The sequence below is a fragment of the Gordonia sp. DT218 genome (assembly GCF_049847105.1).
In the GTDB taxonomy this organism is placed as follows: Bacteria; Actinomycetota; Actinomycetes; order Mycobacteriales; family Mycobacteriaceae; genus Gordonia.
Genome location: NZ_JBNCNS010000002.1, coordinates 606,915 through 625,783 on the forward strand (window position 1 = coordinate 606,915; position 18,869 = coordinate 625,783).

The window sequence follows — 18,869 nt, forward strand, 5'->3', positions numbered from 1 at the left end:
TTCACTGACGGCGCCGAGTGTTGGCGGTGTCACGGCGGGGCTGAGCGACAACTCTCCGTGGTCACAGCCGCGCCATCTTTCGTTGGTGGCCAACGACTTCGACGATCTCTTCGAGGCCGTCGAGGAGCAGTGGCAGGAGCGGGCGTTGTGCGCCCAGACCGACCCCGAGGCCTTCTTCCCGGAGAAGGGCGGATCGACTCGCGAGGCGAAGCGCATCTGCCAGGGGTGCGAGGTGAAGCCGGAGTGCCTGGAATACGCCCTGCACAACGACGAGCGCTTCGGGATCTGGGGCGGGCTGTCCGAGCGTGAGCGTCGGCGGCTCAAGCGCGGCATCATCTGACTCCCGCGCGACCGGCTGGTTACTCCGGCCCGCGATCGATGGTGTCCTCGTCGACGCCGAGGTGGGTGGCGACCTGCTGGACCAATACCTCGTGCACCAACTCCAATAGATCGGCGCCACGCTTGGCACGGATCTCGAGTGGTCGACGAAACAAGATGATCTGCGCCCGGGTCGGTAGCCCCCGCACGTCCACGCCGGCCGGGATGAGCCTGGCCAGCGGCACCGCCCCGTCGGCGGTGACCTCGTCCGGCCACTGGATCGAGTCGGGGTCGTGCGGCAACATGCGTGGGATGTCATCCACTGCGATGTCGAGGCCGGCGAGCTGATCGTGCCAGTTCGCATCGATCTCCGCGAACGCCTCCAGAGCGATCACGTCGAAGGAGTCGGCGCGGCTGGCGAACGCCGGCACCGTCTGCGGAAGCAACGGTGATCTGAGTCCCCGACCGCGCCGATCGCGGACTCGAACCGACCGGGTGGGGCTGCGGAGCGCACCCCGACGGACCTCCGCACCACGACCGCGCGCATCCTGTGCCCGCGGATCGGCACCCCGACCGCGCGGATCCTGGGCGCGACCACGAGGTTCGTCGGCGCGGCCCCGGGAAGGGCGAGGTGGATCGAAGCGCATGACGAGAGTGTAGGGATTTGTGACGTGTCTGTCGCGTGTGAGGTGCGTTTCGCGCGAGCTAGCGTGTCGCCGCCGGTGTGGACCCGCCGCCGGGGATAACCTCGTCACCGTGAAGCTTCCCCGACAGTGCTGCAGGCCCGGCTGCGCCCGTTCCGCGGTGGCTACCCTGACGTTCGTCTACTCCGAGTCGACGGCCGTCATCGGTCCACTGGCCAGCTCGGCCGAGCCGCACTCGTGGGATCTCTGTGACGATCATGCTCGTCGGATCACTGTGCCGCGTGGCTGGGAGATGCTCCGGAGTGAGCGCGGGTTCTCGGCCCCCGTCGCCGAGGACTACGAGTTGACCGCTCTCGCCGAGGCCGTGCGCGAGGTCGGCGGTGCCGGGCGGGTGGATTCGTCGCAGTGGCCCGACCTGTTCGACGGATCGGACGACGTCGCGCCAGGTCGTCGCGGCTCCCGGGGCCGCAACCAGGACACGCCGCTGCCGGGCGACGACGGTCCCGGTCGGGCGTCGCAATCGGCGCGCCCCCGGCCGGGTCGCCGTGGTCATCTCCGGGTGCTGCCCGACCCGACCGACTGACCGGCGTTCCGCGCATGTCGTCCGGTGCCGGCGTCCCGATCTCGCATACCGCCATCGGTGCAGGCACATGCGCGGCCGACGGTGTGCGTGACTAGGCTGGACGTCATGCGTACCGGTGCCCCCGATCTCGATGATGTCGAGGAACTGATCGCGGCCGACATGGACGGTCTACTGCCTTCCGTCGCACTCGCAGGTGCCCAGGTGCGATCGGTCGCGGAGGCACAGCGCGAAGGGGTCCTCGAGCCCCTGACGAAGCTGCGGCCACGCAGCGTGGTGATCGTCTGCGGTACCACCGGGGCGGCATCTCCGGCGACGCAGCTGGTGATCGCCGCGATCAGCTCACGCATCGACGTCCCGATCGTCGCCGCTCCGGCCCTGCCGGGGTGGATCGGTCCGCTCGACGTGGTGGTGGTGGCCGGCGACGATGCGGGCGACATGGTCCTCGCGGACGCGGCCGCCCGATCCGTCCGGCGCCGGGCCGAGGTGGTGGTCGCGGCCCCGATCGAGGGGCCGCTGCGAGATGCGCTGGGCGGCAACGGTATCGACCTGTCGCCGCGCGTTACGGTGGATTCCCGGTTCCGGTTTCCGGGATTCGTCGCGGCCCTTCTCGCCGTGTTCGTCTCGCTGACCCAGGTCCGTTTCACCGGACAGGCTCCCCAGGTCGCGGATCTCGCCGACGCACTCGATGGCGAGGCGGTCGCCAACCATCCGGGCAACGAGAGCTTCCACAACCGGGCCAAGTTGCTCGCGGCCAGGCTCGAAGGCCGTTCGTCGGTGTGGGTGGGCGATACGGTCGGGACCGCGGTGGTGGCCGGCCAGGCCTCCCGCTCGCTGCTTGCGCTCGCGGGCGTCATCAGTGCGGTCGCGGAGGTGGGTGACGTGGCGCGATTGGTGCGCGAATGGTCGGAACGCACGGGCTCGACCCCATCCGAATCCATCTTCTACGACCCGGAGATCGACGGACCGGCCCCACCGAGCCCGCCGCGGGTCTTCGTGGCGACCACACCGTCGCGGGACTGGTATGTGCGCCGACGGCTCGACGGGCTCGGCGATCTCGATGTGCTCACCGGCGACGGTGCCGCCGACGCCGGCCCCGGCGCGGGTGGACGTGCCGGTCCGCCGGCGATGCCCACCATGGACGATCTCGCCGCCGATGCGCCGGGCGACCTCGTGTCGTTGATGGTGCTGGTCCTGCGCATCGAAATGGCTGCCGTCTATCTCCGGCTGATCGGGAACTGACGCGATGAGAACTCTCGAGGGGGTGGTGCGTCCCTATGCGTGGGGATCGCGCACCGCGATTGCTTCACTGCGTGGACGGCCGGTGCCGTCGCCGCATCCGGAGGCCGAGTTGTGGTTCGGCGCTCATCCGGCCGGGCCGGCGGTCTGTCTGCGGCCGGACGGCGGGCACGACACCGATCTGCTGAGCGCGATCGACGCCGACCCGGTGGACATGTTGGGCCGGCGCACCATCGAGACGTTCGAGGGTCGGCTCCCGTTCCTGATGAAGGTGCTCGCCGCCGACGAACCGCTGTCGTTGCAAGCGCATCCGAGCCTGGCGCAGGCTCGCGAGGGATTCGACCGCGAGAACGCCGCCGGAGTGCCCATCGACGCCCCGGACCGCAACTACCGCGACCCCTGGCACAAACCCGAATTGATCGTTGCGACCACCGAATTCGATGCGCTGGCGGGATTCCGGAATCCCGCAACCACCGTCGAGTTGCTGCGTGAACTCCAGGTGAGCGAGCTCGATCCCTATCTCGGAATGCTTGCCGGGCAACCCGATTCGGAAGGTTTGCGTGCCCTCTTCACCACCTGGCTGACCCTGCCGGACGCGTCGATCGCCACCTTGATCCCGGCGGTGCTCGCCGGAGCGGTGTCCCTGTTGGGGTCGGGCGACGGCAGCCGGTTCGCGGCGGAACTGCGGACCGTGCTGGAACTGGGAGAGGTGTATCCGCGCGATCCGGGTGTGCTGGCCTCGTTGCTGCTCAACCGTATTCGTCTCGAACCCGGTGAGGGTCTGTATCTCCCGGCCGGCAACCTGCACGCGTACCTGTGCGGGATCGGCATCGAGATCATGGCGAACTCCGACAATGTGCTGCGCGGGGGGCTCACACCGAAGCACATCGACGTCCCCGAACTGCTGCGGGTCCTCGACTTCACCCCGGCCGACGTCGCCGAGATCACCGCCCCGATCCGCACCGTGGGCGCCGAGCGGGTCTACCTGACGCCGGCGCCCGAGTTCCGGCTGTCCCGTGTCGAGCTCGACGGAACCGGGCTGCGGTACGCATCGTCGGTGTGCTTCGACATGCCGGGCCCGCAGATCCTCGCCGTGCTGCATGGTTCGATCGACGTCCGGCCGGCGGGCGGGGAGGCAACCACGATCCCGGCCGGTCAGGCGATCTGGATCGGAGCTGCCGAGCCTGACGTGGTCGTCCACGCGGCGTCGTCTCGTGCGGTGTTCTTCCGCGCGCTGGTGCCTGCCGGACCGCACGGCTGACCGGGCGGCAGAGTCCCTCCAGGCGGCAGGGTCCCGCCGGGTGTCAGCGTCCGATGTAGGTCCACTCGTCCGGCGTCGCGACCATCGTCACGGCCACCCGCTCGGTCGCGGTGGTCACCGAGATGTCCTGCGGTGCACGCGGATTCTGGCGGATGAACACCGAGGCGTCGGGGGCCAGCTCGGCCACCCGCGGATCTCCGGCGGCGCACACGGTGATGTGGGTGGTATTCGCCTCGGGCGGGGGACCGGTCAATCCGTCGAAGATCACCACGCGGTGTCCGGAGGGTGACCGGACGCGATCCGAGCTCAAGGCCAGCTGTCGCAGGTCTCCCACGGCGGCGACCAGGTGCTGCCATTGCCCGGGTCGGACCGTGTGCACGGTGACCGAGGCGCCGATGGCCACGGCGCGGAGCGTGACCTGTGAGACCAGCTGTGGGCCGGCCGTTATCGCGACCGAGCGGAGATCGGGGCCGAGCAGTGGGACGGCGACGGCGCGGCCGCTGTGGTCGGCACCGACCAGTTGGCCACACCCGCCGGCAGGTAGGGACAGGGCACGCAGCAGCCGGTCCGCCTCGGCGCCGTGCACGGCGCCGAGGGTGCGATCCAGCCGAGCGGGGATGGAGATGGGCAGGCTCGCGGCCAGCGCGTCGAACTGGTGGCCGTCGAGCGGCGTGAGGCCGTCCGGCCACGACTCGACACTGCGCTTGGCGGACGGGAGTTCGGCGAACCGCACCATGCCGGTGACCTCGAGGACGCCGTCGGGATCGTGGCGCAATCGCACGGTCGCGGTGGTCGACAAGGCCGAGTTCACCCACACCGTCGACAAGACGGAACCGATCGATTGCGGCTCGATGGCCGCACTGCGAAAACGCAGTTGGCCCGATCCGATGGAATCCCACTGCTCGGCCATGTCGTCGAGTGCCAGGCCCTCCGACAACTGGCCGGTGACCGCGGTGATCTCAGCGCCGCTGAGCAGCGAGACCCGCAGGCCGCTCTCGGTGAGACGCCTGGCGACGCGTCTGCTGGTGATGGTGGCGGTCCGGAGGGCACCGACCGCACCACCGCCGCGGCGGGCCACGGCGTCGGCACAGTCGAGCGGATTCAGCCGCAACACCACCAGCACCGAACGATGTGCGGTCGCCGCCAGGGGGCCCAGGGTCCGGTGGTAGGTCTGCGCGATCGGGCCGCTGCCCCAGCTGCGGACACCGTGGCTGATCACCTCGATCGAATCCAGGGGGATGTCGAACGGGTTGATGCATTCGGCGAGCGCGTCGAGCGGCACGACCTGGCCGGTCGGATCGGTGACGTCGGCAGTGCCGGGGGTGAGAAAGGTGGCTGCGGGCGAGCCGGGCGACACCCGCAGAACAGTGATCAGGGTGTCCCCGGCCCAGCGCGCACCGATCGTGTCGCCACCGCCGGCCGGTGTCCGCATCGACGTGCGAGCACCCTGCTGCGGTCCCGCCGGGATGTCGAACGGTACGGGCGCGAGATCGGTGGACCTGCGGCGTGATCGTGCCCAGACGAAACCCCATCGCTGTGCCCACCCGCCGACGACCGAGCGTCCGCCGCGAAACGGGATGAGGGCGAGGGACGTCACCGCGGCCACGAGGAGAGCGATCCAACCCAGAGCGCTGTCGCTGGTCGCCCAGACGATCAGGCCGACGCCGAGGACGACCTCGATGAGCACGAATGTCTGCAGGGTGACGCGTCGGCGGCCGGTGCGGTCACGTCCACGACGGGCACCGCCGGTGCGTCGCGTGCCCCGATCGGTCGGCGTCGTGGGCGAGCCGCCGGATGGTGCGGCTTCCGGACGACCGGTCGTCGACCCCGGCACGCCTGCCATCGCCATCGTTCCCCCCCGTTCTACGGGTGACCGGCGCGACACCCGCGGAAAATGTATCGGTTACGCTACTACGCGTCGATTCGTCCGTGACCACCAGATCAGTGGAAACGACGGCGCGACCAGGTCGGTAATGCGGCCGGAAGGGGGGACGATGGCCCGGCAGCTCACGACCAAGGCGCAGGTGAACGGTTATCGGTTCCTGTTGCGCCGGCTCGAGCATGCGCTGGTGCGTCGCGATGTCCGCATGTTGCACGACCCGATGCGTTCGCAACTCCAGGCGCTCCTCGTCGGCACCGTGCTCGGGCTCCTGGTACTCGGTGGGTGTGGCGTCTGGGGACTCGTGAAGCCCCAGGGTTCTGTCGGCGATGCCAAGATCGTCGTCAGCAAGGACAGCGGCGGGAACTACGTCCTCATCGACGACACGATGCACCCGGTGCTCAATCTCGCGTCGGCACGACTGATCACGGGCAGCAGCGAGAGCCCGAAGTCGGTGAGCGACGGCAAGCTGGCCTCGTATCGGCGTGGACCACTGCTGGGTATCCCGGGTGCTCCAGCGGCCCTGCAGTCCTCCGCTCATGGGGGACAGTCCTTCTGGACGGTCTGCGACACCGCGACCGTCTCGCCCGACGTCTCGGGTGAGGCGATCGAGCTGACTGTCATCGGCGACCGCCCTGAACTCGGCGGGTCGATCGGTACCGCGCGCCCCGACGAGGCGGCGCTGGTCACCAACGGCGGCAAGGATTTCCTGATCTACACCGTCGAGCGCAACGGTGAGCCCGCCGCGGTCCGCGCCCAGGTGGACACCTCGAGTGTCCCGGTGATGCGCGCGCTACACCTCGAGGGTGCGACTCCGCGCGAGATGAGCGCAGGTCTGCTCAACACCTTCCCGGAGGTCGATCCCCTCACCGTCCCCGAGATCGACGGTGCCGGAAAACCCGGTGCGCTGCACGACGACGACGTGCAGGTGGGTTCGGTGGTGAAGTCGGTGGGCATCGACGACCAGACCAGCTACTACGTCGTGCTGCGTGACGGTGTCCAGCAGATCGGTGAGGCGACCGCGGAGATCCTGCGGCTCGCCGACCGCGACGGCGCCGCGCCGGTGCGGACCGTCGCACCTGGTCAGGTCGCCGCCAGCCCCACCGGCGAGCGATTGCCGGTCGACGACTTCCCCGGTCACACACCGAGTCTGGTGGACGTCCAGTCCGCTGGCACGCTCTGCCAGTCGTGGTCGCGAGGTGCCGGGGACACAGCGGCGACGACGCGGTTCCTGGTGGGGCGCGAGTTGCCGCTCGCCGAGGGCGCCGCGCCGGTGCAGGTCAGCTCGGCCGACGGTTCCGGGCCAGGTGTCGATCAGGTCTATCTGCGGCCGGGATCGGGTGAGTACATCCAGACCACGGGGTCGGAGCCGAGCAGTCAGCGTGCCGAATCGCGCTATTACATCAGCGATTTCGGCATCAGATACGGGGTTTCCGACGCCGGGACCGGGCAGGTCCTCGGGCTCGGGGACGGCCCGACGAGAGCGCCGTGGTCGGTGATCTCGTTGCTCACCGCCGGGCCGTCGCTGTCCCGTTCGGCAGCCCTGGTGTCGCACGACGGCATGGCGCCCGATGAGAACGGTCAGGCGATCCCGCAGCCGGACAACTGATCCGTCGATCCTCGTCCTGCCGACCGTCCGGTCCGCTCAGGATGTGAGCGGACCGCCGACGATGTTCGAGACGATGCCGCCGATGACCCGGGTCCCGTCCTCCGAGCGGAGTTCGTCGTACCAGGCGGCGGTGGCCTCCGGGTCCTTGGCATGGGTGACGTCGCAGCGCTTACGCGCCCGGAGGACGAGCTCACCGGCGCGTTCGGTCCGTGCCGATTCGTACGCGCCGAGCGCGGCGTGGACGTCGTCGGGATGCTCCTTGAACGCGAACTGAAGGGCCACGGCGTCTTCCATCGCCGAGCAGCCACCCTGTCCGATGTCTGGCGTGGTGTTGTGGGCGGCATCACCGAGCACCGCGACGCGGCCCTTGACCCAGGTGTGGAAAGGGTCGAGGTCGAGTATCTCGACCCGGTTGGTGGTCGCCGGATCCAGCGCGCCGATCAGGCGCTGGACGCCGGGCGACCAGTCGGCGAAACTCTCCGCGAGGACCTCGCGCGCCGTACCGCGTTCATATGGCCGCCCCTCGGGCATCGTCACGTCGAAGAAGAAGTAGAACCGATCGCCCGCGATCGGCATCACCGAGACGCGCTTCCCGTCGCCGACGTAGGTGGTCCACTCGGTGGCGGGCCCGATCGCCTCGTCCACGTCGACGAGGCCGTTGAAGTTGACGTATCCGGCGTAGCGGCGATCGACCGGATGGCCGAGGACATACTCCCGAGCCAGCGACCGCGCACCGTCGGCGCCGATCGCCACGTCTGCGGATACGGTTGTCCCATCGGCGAATTCGACTGTCGCGGCCGTGGGTCCGTCGGTGACCGCGACCATCTTCTTCCCGAAGTTGATGTCGTCTATGCCGTACGCGTTCATCAGCATCAACTGGAGTTCGGCGCGTGCCACCGGGTAGGGCCGCTGTCCCACCTCGTCGATGAGCGGCTGCATGCTGAAGCGGCACATCGTGTTGCCGGTGAAGCCGTCGATGTACGACATCGAATCGACGATCCCACCGAGAGCCGCGGTCTCCTTCTCCAGTCCGAGGTGGTTCAGGCACTTGACGCCGTTGGACCATACCGAGATGGCTGCTCCGACAGGTTTGTTCTCGGTGACCTGTTCGTAGACCTCGACGTCGACGCCGATCTGCTTGAGTGCGATGGCGGCACTGAGCCCGCCCATACCGGCGCCGATGATGACAGCCTTCACTGAATTGTGCCTTCCGTTGTATCTGGTGCCCCCGCAGTTCATTCAGGCTAAGACCGCCGGCGGTTCCCCGCGCGTCGAGGCCGCCGGTGGGGCTCAATTCACGGACAGGCCGGCGGCGAGGGTGGTCACCAACTGTTCCCACTCGGTGGTGATCGTCTCCAGGTCGAGACCGACGATGTCACGGAGGTGCTTGACCGCGCCGGCATTGAGGGGAGCGTGCACGGCGACCGCGACCACGTCGACCCGATCGCCGAAACCGAGTTGCTGCAGCAGGATCTGGACATGGCGGTTGGATGCGGCCCACACCGGATGACTCAGGAATTCGGCGCCCGAGCCGCCGGCCTCGATGAGGATGTCGAGATGGTCGAGGGTCATCTTGAGTCGGGCACGGCCGTAGGCGAGCAGCCGGTCCAACGGGGGAGCGCCGGGCCCGAGGGGCTGCGGTCCGAACAGGTATGCGCGCTGGATCTCGGATTCCGAATGGTCGAGCAGCGCCACCATCAGACCGGTACGGCTGCCGAAACGGCGGAAGACGGTGCCCTTGCCGACGCCGGCCTCACGGGCCACCGCGTCCATGGTCACCGCGGAGGCGCCGTGGTTGTCGATCAGATTCATGGCAGCGTCGAGCAGGAGTCGCCGATTACGGGCGGCGTCTGCCCGTTCGGGATCGGACCCGTCGGACAGACGGAGTGGGATGAGACTGCCGTCGGGACCGTTCGACACGTGACGAGCGTAACGCTTGACTCGTCGTGGAATTAATCGGACTGTGGTCCGGTTGAATATTTCGACTTGCTGAACATCGAAGGGAGCACCGTGTCCGAACGTAACGTGGAGATCGTCGCGCTTGTGGGAAGCCTGCGCAAGGGGTCGGTCAATCGTCAATTGGCGCAGGTCGCTGCTGACAACGCCCCGGCGGGCGTCCGTGTCACGATCGTCGAGGGGCTCGGAGACCTGCCGTTCTACAGCGAAGATCACGACCCGTCGATCGAGGCGCAGGCCGTTCTTCCCGGCGGGGTGGCAACCTTGCGGCAGACCGTCGGCGCCGCGGACGCCGTGTTGCTCGTCACGCCTGAGTACAACGGCACGATTCCTGCCGTCCTGAAGAACGCCATCGACTGGCTGTCGCGGCCCTACGGTGCCGGTGCCGTGTCCGACAAGCCGATCGGTGTGATCGGTGCCGCGCTGGGCCGGTTCGCAGGCACGTGGTCGCGTGAGGACACCCGAAAGTCTGTCGGCATCGCCGGCGGCCGTGTGATCGAGGACGTCGAGGTGGGAGTCCAGACCTCCGCGCTGGGTGAGCACGGCGTCGCCGCCGCCGAGGTCGTGGAGCAGGTCGTCGTGGCCGTCAACCGCCTCGTCGCCGAGGTGACCGTGGCCGCCTGATCCGACGCGATCCGGCTGACCGCAGACGCGCCGTCGCGGGCTCTCAGGAGCTTGCGACAGCGCGTCTTTGCGTCCGTCCTGTGGGCAGCTTGGGGACACGTTGTGGAGAGTCCTGGGACAACCTGTGGAGGACACGCCGGACACACCCGACTTCACGATCGCGCATGCGCCGCGACCTGCGACTTTCACGAATGTTATTCACAACTTGTTGTGGTGTCTCCAAATGTCAGGCACTAGGTGTAGTGTTTTGAAGACCAGCAAGGCGGACGTCGCAGACCGGTGTGACCGCGCGAGAGAAGCCACGGAGACGGTGACCAGAATCACTTTCTTCACGTTGGGAAAGTGTCCGCCCACGGGCAGTGTTGAACGTCATGAGGACGTTGATCGGCGCTGATCGGGGCGGCGGGTTCGCTCCTGGGAGCGAACGGCAGAGGTCTTCTGGGCCCGAGCCGGCCATGGCAAGCAGACCGCGAGACGACGACCCGGTGACACGACGGCACCGACTTGGGTCACCGGATGGTGATCACCAGGACCGCGTACACCGATACCGATCCAGCACGCAGCCAGATACAGCAGCCTGATCCAGCAAGGAGAATCTTCGATGGCCATCACCGTCTACACCAAGCCGGCATGTGTTCAGTGCAACGCGACCTACAAGGCACTCGACAAGCACGGTTTGGCCTATGACGTCGTCGACATCAGTCAGGACGCCGAGGCGCGCGATTACGTGATGGCGCTGGGGTACCTGCAGGCTCCGGTCGTGGTGGTCGGTGACGATCACTGGTCGGGGTTCCGCCCTGATCGCATCAAGGCGCTGGCCGTCGCCGCTGCCTGACGCGCCCGGAGTGCGCCGCTCGATCCGACGGGGAAGCCGGATCGTGGGGAGCGCCGCAGGTCGCAGCCATACCGCGTGGCGGCCACACCACATATCGGACGAGACGAGCTGACGGGAGGTGGACGATGGCGGGCGGAACTCGTGAGTCGCCGTTGATCGTCTACTTCTCGTCCGTCTCGGAGAACACCCACCGATTCGTCGAGAAGCTCGGTACCCGGAGCGTGCGGATCCCGGTTCACGGGACGACCGACTCGGGTGGATTCACCGTCGACGAGCCCTATGTGCTGATCACTCCCACGTATGGAGGCGGCAAGGCGACCGGGGACCGTTCCGGTTACGTGCCGAAGCAGGTCATCAAGTTCCTGAACAACACCCACAACCGGGACTTGATCCGAGGTGTGATCGCGGCCGGCAACACGAACTTCGGTGAGGAGTTCTGTCACGCCGGCGACATCATCTCGCGCAAATGTATGGTGCCGTATCTGTATCGGTTCGAGCTGATGGGCACCGCAGACGACGTCGATCGGGTGCTCGCGGGTCTGGCGGATTTCGTCCTGAGTCCCGCGTTCATCGATCCGCAGCATGCCGAACTCAGCGCCGCGCGCGCCTGAACTGTCGGACCCGCCGAGTAGCTTTTCCTCATAAGAACACCTATCTGCCAGGAGTCTTTCGTGTCGCCAACCGCCGCCCCCGTCTCCGATACCGCATCCGCCAGCCAGTCGGGTATGCACTCGGGTCCCGCCGGGCACGAGCCCGGCGAGCTCGACTATCACGCACTCAACGCGATGCTCAACCTGTACGACGTGGACGGCAAGATCCAGTTCGACAAGGATCGCGAGGCCGCCCATCAGTACTTCCTGCAGCACGTCAACCAGAACACCGTCTTCTTCCACGACCTCGACGAGAAGCTCGACTACCTGGTCGAGGAGAACTACTACGAGCCCGAGGTGCTGGAGCGATACGACCGCGAGTTCGTGAAACTCCTGTTCGGCCACGCCTATTCGAAGAAATTCCGGTTCCCGACCTTCCTGGGCGCGTTCAAGTACTACACGAGCTACACGCTCAAGACCTTCGACGGCAAGCGCTACCTGGAGCGGTTCGAGGACCGCGTGTGCATGGTCGCGCTCACCCTGGCCGACGGTGACACCGCGCTCGCACGCAATCTGGTCGACGAGATCATCGAGGGTCGGTTCCAGCCGGCGACCCCGACGTTCCTCAACTCCGGCAAGAAGCAGCGCGGTGAGCCGGTGTCGTGCTTCCTGCTGCGCATCGAGGACAACATGGAGTCGATCGGCCGGTCGATCAACTCGGCGCTGCAGCTCTCCAAGCGCGGTGGTGGAGTCGCCCTGCTGCTCAGCAACATTCGTGAACATGGCGCACCGATCAAGAAGATCGAGAACCAGAGCTCCGGCGTCATCCCGATCATGAAGCTGCTCGAGGACTCGTTCTCCTACGCCAACCAGCTCGGTGCCCGTCAGGGTGCCGGCGCCGTGTATCTGCACGCGCACCATCCGGACATCTACCGCTTCCTCGACACCAAGCGGGAGAACGCGGACGAGAAGATCCGCATCAAGACCTTGTCGCTCGGCGTGGTCATCCCGGACATCACGTTCCGGCTCGCCAAGGACAACGACGACATGTACCTGTTCAGCCCGTACGACGTGGAACGCGTCTACGGCGTGCCGTTCGCCGACATCAACGTCACCGACAGGTACCACGAGATGGTCGAGGACCGGCGGATCCGCAAGACCAAGATCCGGGCTCGCGAGTTCTTCCAGACCCTCGCGGAGCTCCAGTTCGAGTCGGGTTACCCCTACATCATGTTCGAGGACACGGTGAACCGGGCCAATCCGATCGACGGCAAGATCACCCACTCGAACCTCTGCTCGGAGATCCTGCAGGTCTCGACGGCGTCGACCTTCAACGATGACCTGTCCTATTCGAGTGTGGGTAAGGACATCTCGTGCAACCTGGGTTCGCTGAACATCGCCAAGACGATGGATTCGCCGGACATCGGCCAGACCATCGAGACCTCGATCCGCGGTCTGACCGCGGTCAGTGATCAGACCGCGATCACCTCGGTGCCGTCGATCGAGAAGGGCAACAACGACTCGCACGCGATCGGCCTCGGTCAGATGAACCTGCACGGCTATCTCGCGCGCGAACGGATCTTCTACGGCAGCGACGAGGGTGTCGACTTCACCAACATCTACTTCTACACCGTGCTCTTCCACGCCGTACGGGCGTCGAACCGGATCGCACGGGAACGAGGCAGGCCGTTCGCCGGTTTCGAGCGCTCCACGTATGCCAGCGGCGAGTTCTTCGACAAGTACATCACCAAGTCCTGGGAGCCCGAGACCCAGAAGGTCCGGGATCTGTTCGGCGAGGCCGGGATTCACATCCCCAATCAGGACGACTGGCGTGAGCTGAAAGAGGCCGTGCAGCGTGACGGCATCTACAACCAGAACCTGCAGGCGGTGCCGCCGACCGGTTCGATCAGCTACATCAACCACTCGACGAGCTCGATCCACCCGGTCGCCGCGAAGGTCGAGATCCGCAAGGAAGGCAAGATCGGCCGCGTCTACTACCCGGCCCCCTACATGACCAACGACAACCTGGAGTACTACCAGGACGCGTACGAGATCGGCTACGAGAAGATCATCGACACCTACGCGGCCGCGACGCAGCATGTCGACCAGGGGCTGAGCCTGACGCTGTTCTTCAAGGACACCGCCAGTACCCGCGACGTCAACAAGGCGCAGATCTACGCATGGCGCAAGGGGATCAAGACGCTGTACTACATCCGACTTCGTCAGCTGGCACTCGAGGGCACTGAGGTGGAGGGTTGCGTCTCGTGCATGCTATGACAGCGAGATTCATTACTGCACAATCACTTTCAGGTCAGTCACTTTCAGATCAGCGAGCGAACAGGGAGGACCGATGACGTCCACCGAAAGTCACAGCCCGGCCGATGGCGCCCCGATCAAACTGGTGAGCCGGGTCTCCGCGATCAACTGGAACCGGGTGCCCGACGAGAAGGACGCCGAGGTGTGGGATCGCCTCACCGGCAACTTCTGGCTGCCCGAGAAGGTGCCGGTGTCCAATGACATCCCGTCGTGGAACACGCTGACCGAGTACGAGAAGCAACTCACCATGCGGGTGTTCACCGGCCTGACGCTGCTCGACACCATCCAGGGCACGGTCGGTGCGGTCTCGTTGATCCCCGACGCCACCACTCCGCACGAGGAGGCGGTGCTCACCAACATCGCGTTCATGGAGTCGGTGCACGCCAAGAGCTACAGTTCGATCTTCTCCACACTGTGTTCCACCAAGGAGATCGACGAGGCATTCCGCTGGTCGGAGGAGAGCGAGCACCTGCAGCGCAAGGCGCAGATCGTCATGGACTATTACCGTGGCGAGGACCCGCTCAAGCGCAAGGTCGCCTCCACGCTGCTGGAGTCGTTCCTCTTCTACTCCGGCTTCTACCTGCCGATGTACTGGTCGAGCCGTGCGAAGCTCACCAACACCGCCGATCTCATCCGCCTGATCATCCGCGACGAGGCGGTGCACGGCTATTACATCGGGTACAAGTACCAACGCGGACTCGAGGTGCAGACCGCGGAGCGCCGGCAGGAGCTCAAGGACTACACGTTCGAGTTGCTCTTCGAGCTCTACGACAACGAGTCCGACTATACCGAGGCTCTGTACGACGAGGTAGGGCTCACCGAGGACGTCAAGAAGTTCTTGCGCTACAACGCCAACAAGGCCTTGATGAATCTGGGATATGAGGCGATGTTCCCGCGCGACGAGACCGACGTGAACCCCGCCATCCTGTCCGCATTGTCGCCGAATGCCGATGAGAACCACGACTTCTTCTCCGGGTCCGGTAGCTCGTATGTGATCGGCAAGGCCGTCAACACCGAAGACGAGGACTGGGACTTCTAGCCGCCCCGCCGATTTCGTAGCAACAATCCGCGCTCACCGCGGGTTATTGCTACGAAATGGCTACGCGCGGAGTCGCTCGTACAGCTCGTCGAGCAGGTCCAGGGTCTCTCCGACGTCGGCGGGGGCCACGCCCGAGGCGCGCAGTGCCTTGCGCAACGCATCCGGGTCCAGGTCCATGAGTGGGTTCAGTCGGGGCGGGCTCGGCAGGGGAGGCAGCACGGCGTTGGTGCCGTAGAAGTCGACGACCGGTGCGGACGCGTGCTCGCGCGACGACGGACCGTCGTCGCGCGATTGTGACACCTCGGTCGCCGAGGACAGCAGGGTGGCCAGGTCGGTTCCCATGACCGTCAGCAACGTCACCGCGCTGCGGTCGATCTCGGCCGCGACCTCGTAGGCGACGCACAGCACGTGGATGCACCGGGGGGATTCGTCGGGACAGGTGCAGTCAGCGGCGATATCCGCCGATTCGGTGGGGAGCAGCAGTTCGCCCACCGCGGCCGGTTGTTCGCCCCGGGCCAGCGCCATCAGGTCGCCGGTGGCGTCACGTGTCCGGAGCAGGGCGATGATGGTCGGCACGTCGACGGGCCGCATGGTCAGGGTCACCTCGAAGGGATCGAGCTGACTGCCCCGGACCGCGGCCGTCACCTCGGCGTCCGAGATCGCCAGACGTTCGGCATGGTGATCCCGAAAGTAGCGGCGGGCCTGGGTGATCCGCCGCCGGTCCGCGTCGCCGCTGTGCACGCCCTCGATCACATCGACGAATGCGCGTCCCCACTGGCTCAGCCCGAACCCCCGGGTCGATGTGAGCCGTCCGCTCACCCGGCGTTCGCTGCCGCGACTCATTCGCTCACCGCCTCGTCGCGGAGCCGGAACAGGTCGAAGAGCTCGTCGTCGCCGAGATCGGACAGCCAACTCTCGCCGGAGCTCACGGTCAGGCGCGAGAGTTCCCGTTTCGCGGAGATCATCTCGTCGATCCGCTCCTCGAGCGTGCCGACACAGAGGAAGCGGTGCACCTGCACACGCTGCTGTTGACCGATCCGGTACGCGCGGTCGGTGGCCTGGTCCTCGACCGCGGGATTCCACCACCGGTCGACGTGCACCACATGATTGGCCGCGGTGAGGTTGAGGCCGGTGCCGCCCGCCTTCAGGGTGGCGATCATCGCCGGGGGCCCGTCACCGTCCTGGAACCGCGCGACCATCTGATCCCGCTCCCCACGGGTGCGACCTCCGTGCAGGACGGGTACGGGCTCACCGAGGTAGGGGGCCAGCCACTCCGACAACAACTCGCCGAACGCGGCGAACTGGGTGAACACCAGCGCCCGGTCGCCCTCGGCAGCCGCGGTGGTCAGGATGTCCACCAGCAACTCGACCTTGCCGGACCGGTGCCTGTTGCGGCGCAACAGATCCGACCCGTCGGCCAGGTAATGGGCCGGATGATTGCACACCTGCTTCAGGCGGGTCAGCGCGGCCAGGATGTTCCGTCGGCGGATGGTCCGCTGCTGCTTGCTGCGCAGCGCCTCCATGAGCTCGTCGATGACCGCGCGATAGAGAGCGGCCTGCTCGACGGTCAGATTTGCCCGAACGGTGATGTCGGTCTTCTCCGGCAGATCCGAGATGATCGTAGGGTCCGACTTCTCCCGCCGGAGGATGAACGGACGAGTGAGCGCGCCCAGTCTGCGGATCGCCGCCGGGTCGCGGTCGCGTTCGATGGGTTCGGCGAACCTCGCCCGGAATCGGGAGGCCGAGCCGAGGAGTCCCGGATTGACGAGATCGATGACTGCCCGCAGGTCTTCGAGGCGGTTCTCCACCGGGGTGCCGGTCAGCGCGATGCGATGGTCCGCCGGTACCGCTCGAATCGCCTTGGCCGCCTTGGTGGCGACGTTCTTGACGTGCTGCGCCTCGTCGACGACGACCCGCCGCCACCGGTGGGCCTTCAGCAGGTCACGGTCGCGCGTCGCGATGGCGAACGTGGTGAGGACGACGTCGGCGCCGGCATGTACGGCGCCGAATCGGCTCCCCGCTGCTCGCGCGGTCCCGTGGTGGACGGCCACCCGTAGATCGGGGGCGAATCGGGCGATCTCCCGCTCCCAATTGCCCACCACCGACATCGGGCAGATGATCAACGTCGGTCGTCCGGGGATGGGATCGGTCGCCTGCTCATGGCACAAGAGTGCGATCACCTGGACGGTCTTTCCGAGGCCCATGTCGTCGGCGAGGACACCGCCGATTCGGTGGGTGGTGAGGTAGGACAGCCAGTCGAGGCCGCGCTGCTGATATGGCCGGAGCTCGGCGTGCAGCGACGGCGGAACGGTGACCGGCGCGGGTCGTAGGGTGCCGCCGGTCGCGATGTCGTCGAGCCAGGAGAGTCCTTCGATCGATGTCACCGGGACCGGAACGGTGTCGACGACCAGATTGAACAGTTCGCCCATGTCCGCCGGCTGATCCGACGCCGCCTGGGCGCGCTGCGCGATGACGAACGCCGCCGCGCGGGTGAGGGCGGCACCCTCCGCGCGTACCCAGACCCCGTGAATCCGCACCAGGTCGCCCTGCTGTCGGGCGAGGTCGGCGAGGTCGGCGTCGGAGAAGGTCAGGGCGGCGGGATCGTCGCCGAGCGCGAGGCGCCACTCGAACTCGCCGACCTCGGCGACCCCGATCTGCGCGGCGCGGCCGGTGCTGGTCGCCACCGGCCGAGCGCGCAGCCCGAGCGCCGGACGCACCTCGGCGATGGTGCGGGGGAGCAGGACGGGGCAGCCGGCATCGGTCAGGACGGCCGCGCCACCGGCGAACAGCTTCTCCACCACCGGGGTGGTCAGCAGAAAGTCGAGGGTATGGCGATCCGGTTCCGCTTGCGACAACTCGGGAAAGGCGCGGACGGCGGTGGCGAGTCCGGTGGTCACCTGATCGAGCTCATGTCCGTCGAGCCGGTGCGGCACCACGGCGAGAATCCGGCCGTCCGATGCACGCCGGCACACCTCCAAGCGCCACCGGGCGCCGTCGGGTCGTCCACGGTGACCGAGGTCGTCGGCGGATTCATCCTCCGGTTCGTGCAGGCGGAGGACGATGGTCGAGTCATCCTGCGGCGCGGCATTGTTCCAGTGCATCCAGGCCGCGGATGCACTTCGTAGCCGTGCGCGGCCGTCGGCCTCGAGTTCCGGTGGATCGGGGCACAGGGCACGCGCGAGCCATCCGGACGGCTGCCCGTCGACGACGACCGGGCCGGCGGCGGCGATCCGTCCGCGGCATTCGTGATCGACGAGTTCGCCGAGCAGGTCGTTGATCGCGGCGGTGCCACCGTTCTCCGCCACCAGCGCCGGCGCTGTGGCCGACACGACGGACATCCAGCTCTGCCACGACGCTGTCGGTACGGCCTGCCAGCGCAGCATCGGTTCGCCGTCGATCTCGGCGACCCCGGGTGCGACCGCGCCTGCGGCGACGTGGGCTCGCACGCCGTCGAGGAGGTATCGGTACCAGCGGATCTCCCCGCTGACCGCGTGTGGCCGGGTGAGGTCGAGAAATGCCACACCGGAACCGGCCCCGAGCGTCATGGTGGGTACGAACTCGCGGCGCCCGGATTCGCCGATGACGGCGAGCTCGCGACGTGCACGCCTGCGGGCGAGGTGGTCGGTGAGTGGCTCGGGGAGGTCGTCTGGGCCGGCCCCGGGCGTCGCCCACCACAGCGACAGGCCAACGCCCGGCCGCCAGAGCGCGTGCAGCGGCAAGGTCGGGGAGGCGTCGGCGGTCGAGGTCGGGCTCGACCTATTTCGTGAGGAATCGAGTGGCATCGAGGATCATGATCACCCTATCGTCGGCATCCGACGGCGGCTCACCGTCGGTCTCGCCGTACCTCTTGCCGAGGTCGAGATAGAACTGGGCGCCCCTTGTCGTCTTCCACGCTGACCAGCCGGCCCCGGACCTTCAGGTAGCGGGCCGGTGCGTCGGGGCCGGTGATCATGAAGGCAGTAATTCGGGTTCGCCTGCA

General features: G+C 67.2%; 16 protein-coding genes. 10 read left to right on the top strand and 6 right to left on the bottom strand.

Annotated elements, in window-relative coordinates:
- Positions 1 to 82 precede the first annotated feature (82 nt).
- A complete protein-coding gene (locus ACPXCG_RS09645; RefSeq protein WP_223309227.1) occupies positions 83 to 340 on the top strand; it encodes a WhiB family transcriptional regulator in 258 nt (85 codons plus the stop codon).
- A gap of 19 nt (positions 341 to 359) precedes the next feature.
- On the opposite strand, the gene ACPXCG_RS09650 is transcribed toward ACPXCG_RS09645, so the two are convergent.
- A complete protein-coding gene (locus ACPXCG_RS09650; protein WP_425791440.1) occupies positions 360 to 965 on the bottom strand; it encodes a metallopeptidase family protein in 606 nt (201 codons plus the stop codon).
- A gap of 109 nt (positions 966 to 1,074) precedes the next feature.
- Here ACPXCG_RS09650 and ACPXCG_RS09655 point away from each other — a divergent pair, with 109 nt between their 5' ends.
- The 3 genes from ACPXCG_RS09655 (at position 1,075) to manA (ending at position 4,042) form a co-directional block, all read left to right on the top strand.
- The gene (locus ACPXCG_RS09655) at positions 1,075 to 1,545 is read left to right on the top strand and encodes a DUF3499 domain-containing protein (RefSeq protein WP_425791442.1); all 471 of its coding nucleotides are present in this window, start codon (positions 1,075 to 1,077) and stop codon (positions 1,543 to 1,545) included.
- Positions 1,546 to 1,650: 105 nt separating this feature from the next.
- Positions 1,651 to 2,784 (top strand): hypothetical protein, encoded by a 1,134-nt coding sequence (locus ACPXCG_RS09660; protein WP_425791443.1) that lies wholly within the window; start codon positions 1,651 to 1,653, stop codon positions 2,782 to 2,784.
- Between the two features lie 4 nt (positions 2,785 to 2,788).
- Positions 2,789 to 4,042 (top strand): mannose-6-phosphate isomerase, class I, encoded by a 1,254-nt coding sequence (gene manA / locus ACPXCG_RS09665; protein WP_425791445.1) that lies wholly within the window; start codon positions 2,789 to 2,791, stop codon positions 4,040 to 4,042.
- A 43-nt stretch (positions 4,043 to 4,085) separates the two neighbouring features.
- Here the strand turns inward: manA and eccE are convergent, their stop codons facing one another.
- Positions 4,086 to 5,885 (bottom strand): type VII secretion protein EccE, encoded by a 1,800-nt coding sequence (gene eccE, locus ACPXCG_RS09670; RefSeq protein WP_425791447.1) that lies wholly within the window; start codon positions 5,883 to 5,885, stop codon positions 4,086 to 4,088.
- A 151-nt stretch (positions 5,886 to 6,036) separates the two neighbouring features.
- Between eccE and eccB the strand changes: the two genes are divergently transcribed.
- A complete protein-coding gene (gene eccB, locus ACPXCG_RS09675) occupies positions 6,037 to 7,530 on the top strand; it encodes a type VII secretion protein EccB (RefSeq protein ID WP_425791449.1) in 1,494 nt (497 codons plus the stop codon).
- 36 nt (positions 7,531 to 7,566) lie between these two features.
- On the opposite strand, the gene hpxO is transcribed toward eccB, so the two are convergent.
- Positions 7,567 to 8,727: an FAD-dependent urate hydroxylase HpxO gene (hpxO, locus tag ACPXCG_RS09680; RefSeq protein ID WP_425791451.1), complete on the bottom strand. Its 1,161-nt coding sequence runs from the start codon at positions 8,725 to 8,727 to the stop codon at positions 7,567 to 7,569.
- Positions 8,728 to 8,820: 93 nt separating this feature from the next.
- On the bottom strand, positions 8,821 to 9,450 hold the full coding sequence (locus tag ACPXCG_RS09685) for a TetR/AcrR family transcriptional regulator (RefSeq protein ID WP_425791453.1): 630 nt from the start codon (positions 9,448 to 9,450) through the stop codon (positions 8,821 to 8,823).
- A gap of 90 nt (positions 9,451 to 9,540) precedes the next feature.
- Here ACPXCG_RS09685 and ACPXCG_RS09690 point away from each other — a divergent pair, with 90 nt between their 5' ends.
- The 5 genes from ACPXCG_RS09690 (at position 9,541) to nrdF (ending at position 14,890) form a co-directional block, all read left to right on the top strand.
- Positions 9,541 to 10,110, top strand: coding sequence for an NAD(P)H-dependent oxidoreductase (locus ACPXCG_RS09690; RefSeq protein ID WP_425791455.1), 570 nt, complete (start codon positions 9,541 to 9,543; stop codon positions 10,108 to 10,110).
- A 601-nt stretch (positions 10,111 to 10,711) separates the two neighbouring features.
- A complete protein-coding gene (locus ACPXCG_RS09695) occupies positions 10,712 to 10,945 on the top strand; it encodes a redoxin NrdH (RefSeq protein ID WP_425791457.1) in 234 nt (77 codons plus the stop codon).
- A 125-nt stretch (positions 10,946 to 11,070) separates the two neighbouring features.
- Positions 11,071 to 11,556, top strand: coding sequence for a class Ib ribonucleoside-diphosphate reductase assembly flavoprotein NrdI (gene nrdI / locus ACPXCG_RS09700; protein ID WP_425791459.1), 486 nt, complete (start codon positions 11,071 to 11,073; stop codon positions 11,554 to 11,556).
- Between the two features lie 60 nt (positions 11,557 to 11,616).
- Positions 11,617 to 13,812, top strand: coding sequence for a class 1b ribonucleoside-diphosphate reductase subunit alpha (gene nrdE, locus ACPXCG_RS09705; RefSeq protein WP_425791461.1), 2,196 nt, complete (start codon positions 11,617 to 11,619; stop codon positions 13,810 to 13,812).
- 73 nt (positions 13,813 to 13,885) lie between these two features.
- A complete protein-coding gene (gene nrdF, locus ACPXCG_RS09710) occupies positions 13,886 to 14,890 on the top strand; it encodes a class 1b ribonucleoside-diphosphate reductase subunit beta (RefSeq protein WP_164309025.1) in 1,005 nt (334 codons plus the stop codon).
- A gap of 60 nt (positions 14,891 to 14,950) precedes the next feature.
- Here nrdF and ACPXCG_RS09715 read toward each other — a convergent pair whose 3' ends face one another.
- Positions 14,951 to 15,733 (bottom strand): hypothetical protein, encoded by a 783-nt coding sequence (locus tag ACPXCG_RS09715; RefSeq protein WP_425791463.1) that lies wholly within the window; start codon positions 15,731 to 15,733, stop codon positions 14,951 to 14,953.
- The gene (locus ACPXCG_RS09720) at positions 15,730 to 18,672 is read right to left on the bottom strand and encodes a DEAD/DEAH box helicase (RefSeq protein ID WP_425791465.1); all 2,943 of its coding nucleotides are present in this window, start codon (positions 18,670 to 18,672) and stop codon (positions 15,730 to 15,732) included. Before ACPXCG_RS09720 ends, ACPXCG_RS09715 begins: the two co-directional genes overlap by 4 nt.
- Positions 18,673 to 18,869 lie beyond the last annotated feature (197 nt).

Bases quoted from the DNA above. Each gene is read 5' to 3' on its own strand.
- eccB (WP_425791449.1), top strand. From the start codon at position 6,037: ATGGCCCGGCAGCTCACGACCAAGGCGCAGGTGAACGGTTATCGGTTC.
- ACPXCG_RS09660 (WP_425791443.1), top strand. From the start codon at position 1,651: ATGCGTACCGGTGCCCCCGATCTCGATGATGTCGAGGAACTGATCGCG.
- nrdI (WP_425791459.1), top strand. From the start codon at position 11,071: ATGGCGGGCGGAACTCGTGAGTCGCCGTTGATCGTCTACTTCTCGTCC.
- manA (WP_425791445.1), top strand. From the start codon at position 2,789: ATGAGAACTCTCGAGGGGGTGGTGCGTCCCTATGCGTGGGGATCGCGC.
- ACPXCG_RS09715 (WP_425791463.1), bottom strand. From the start codon at position 15,733: ATGAGTCGCGGCAGCGAACGCCGGGTGAGCGGACGGCTCACATCGACC.
- nrdF (WP_164309025.1), top strand. From the start codon at position 13,886: ATGACGTCCACCGAAAGTCACAGCCCGGCCGATGGCGCCCCGATCAAA.
- ACPXCG_RS09720 (WP_425791465.1), bottom strand. From the start codon at position 18,672: ATGCCACTCGATTCCTCACGAAATAGGTCGAGCCCGACCTCGACCGCC.
- ACPXCG_RS09695 (WP_425791457.1), top strand. From the start codon at position 10,712: ATGGCCATCACCGTCTACACCAAGCCGGCATGTGTTCAGTGCAACGCG.
- eccE (WP_425791447.1), bottom strand. From the start codon at position 5,885: ATGGCAGGCGTGCCGGGGTCGACGACCGGTCGTCCGGAAGCCGCACCA.
- ACPXCG_RS09650 (WP_425791440.1), bottom strand. From the start codon at position 965: ATGCGCTTCGATCCACCTCGCCCTTCCCGGGGCCGCGCCGACGAACCT.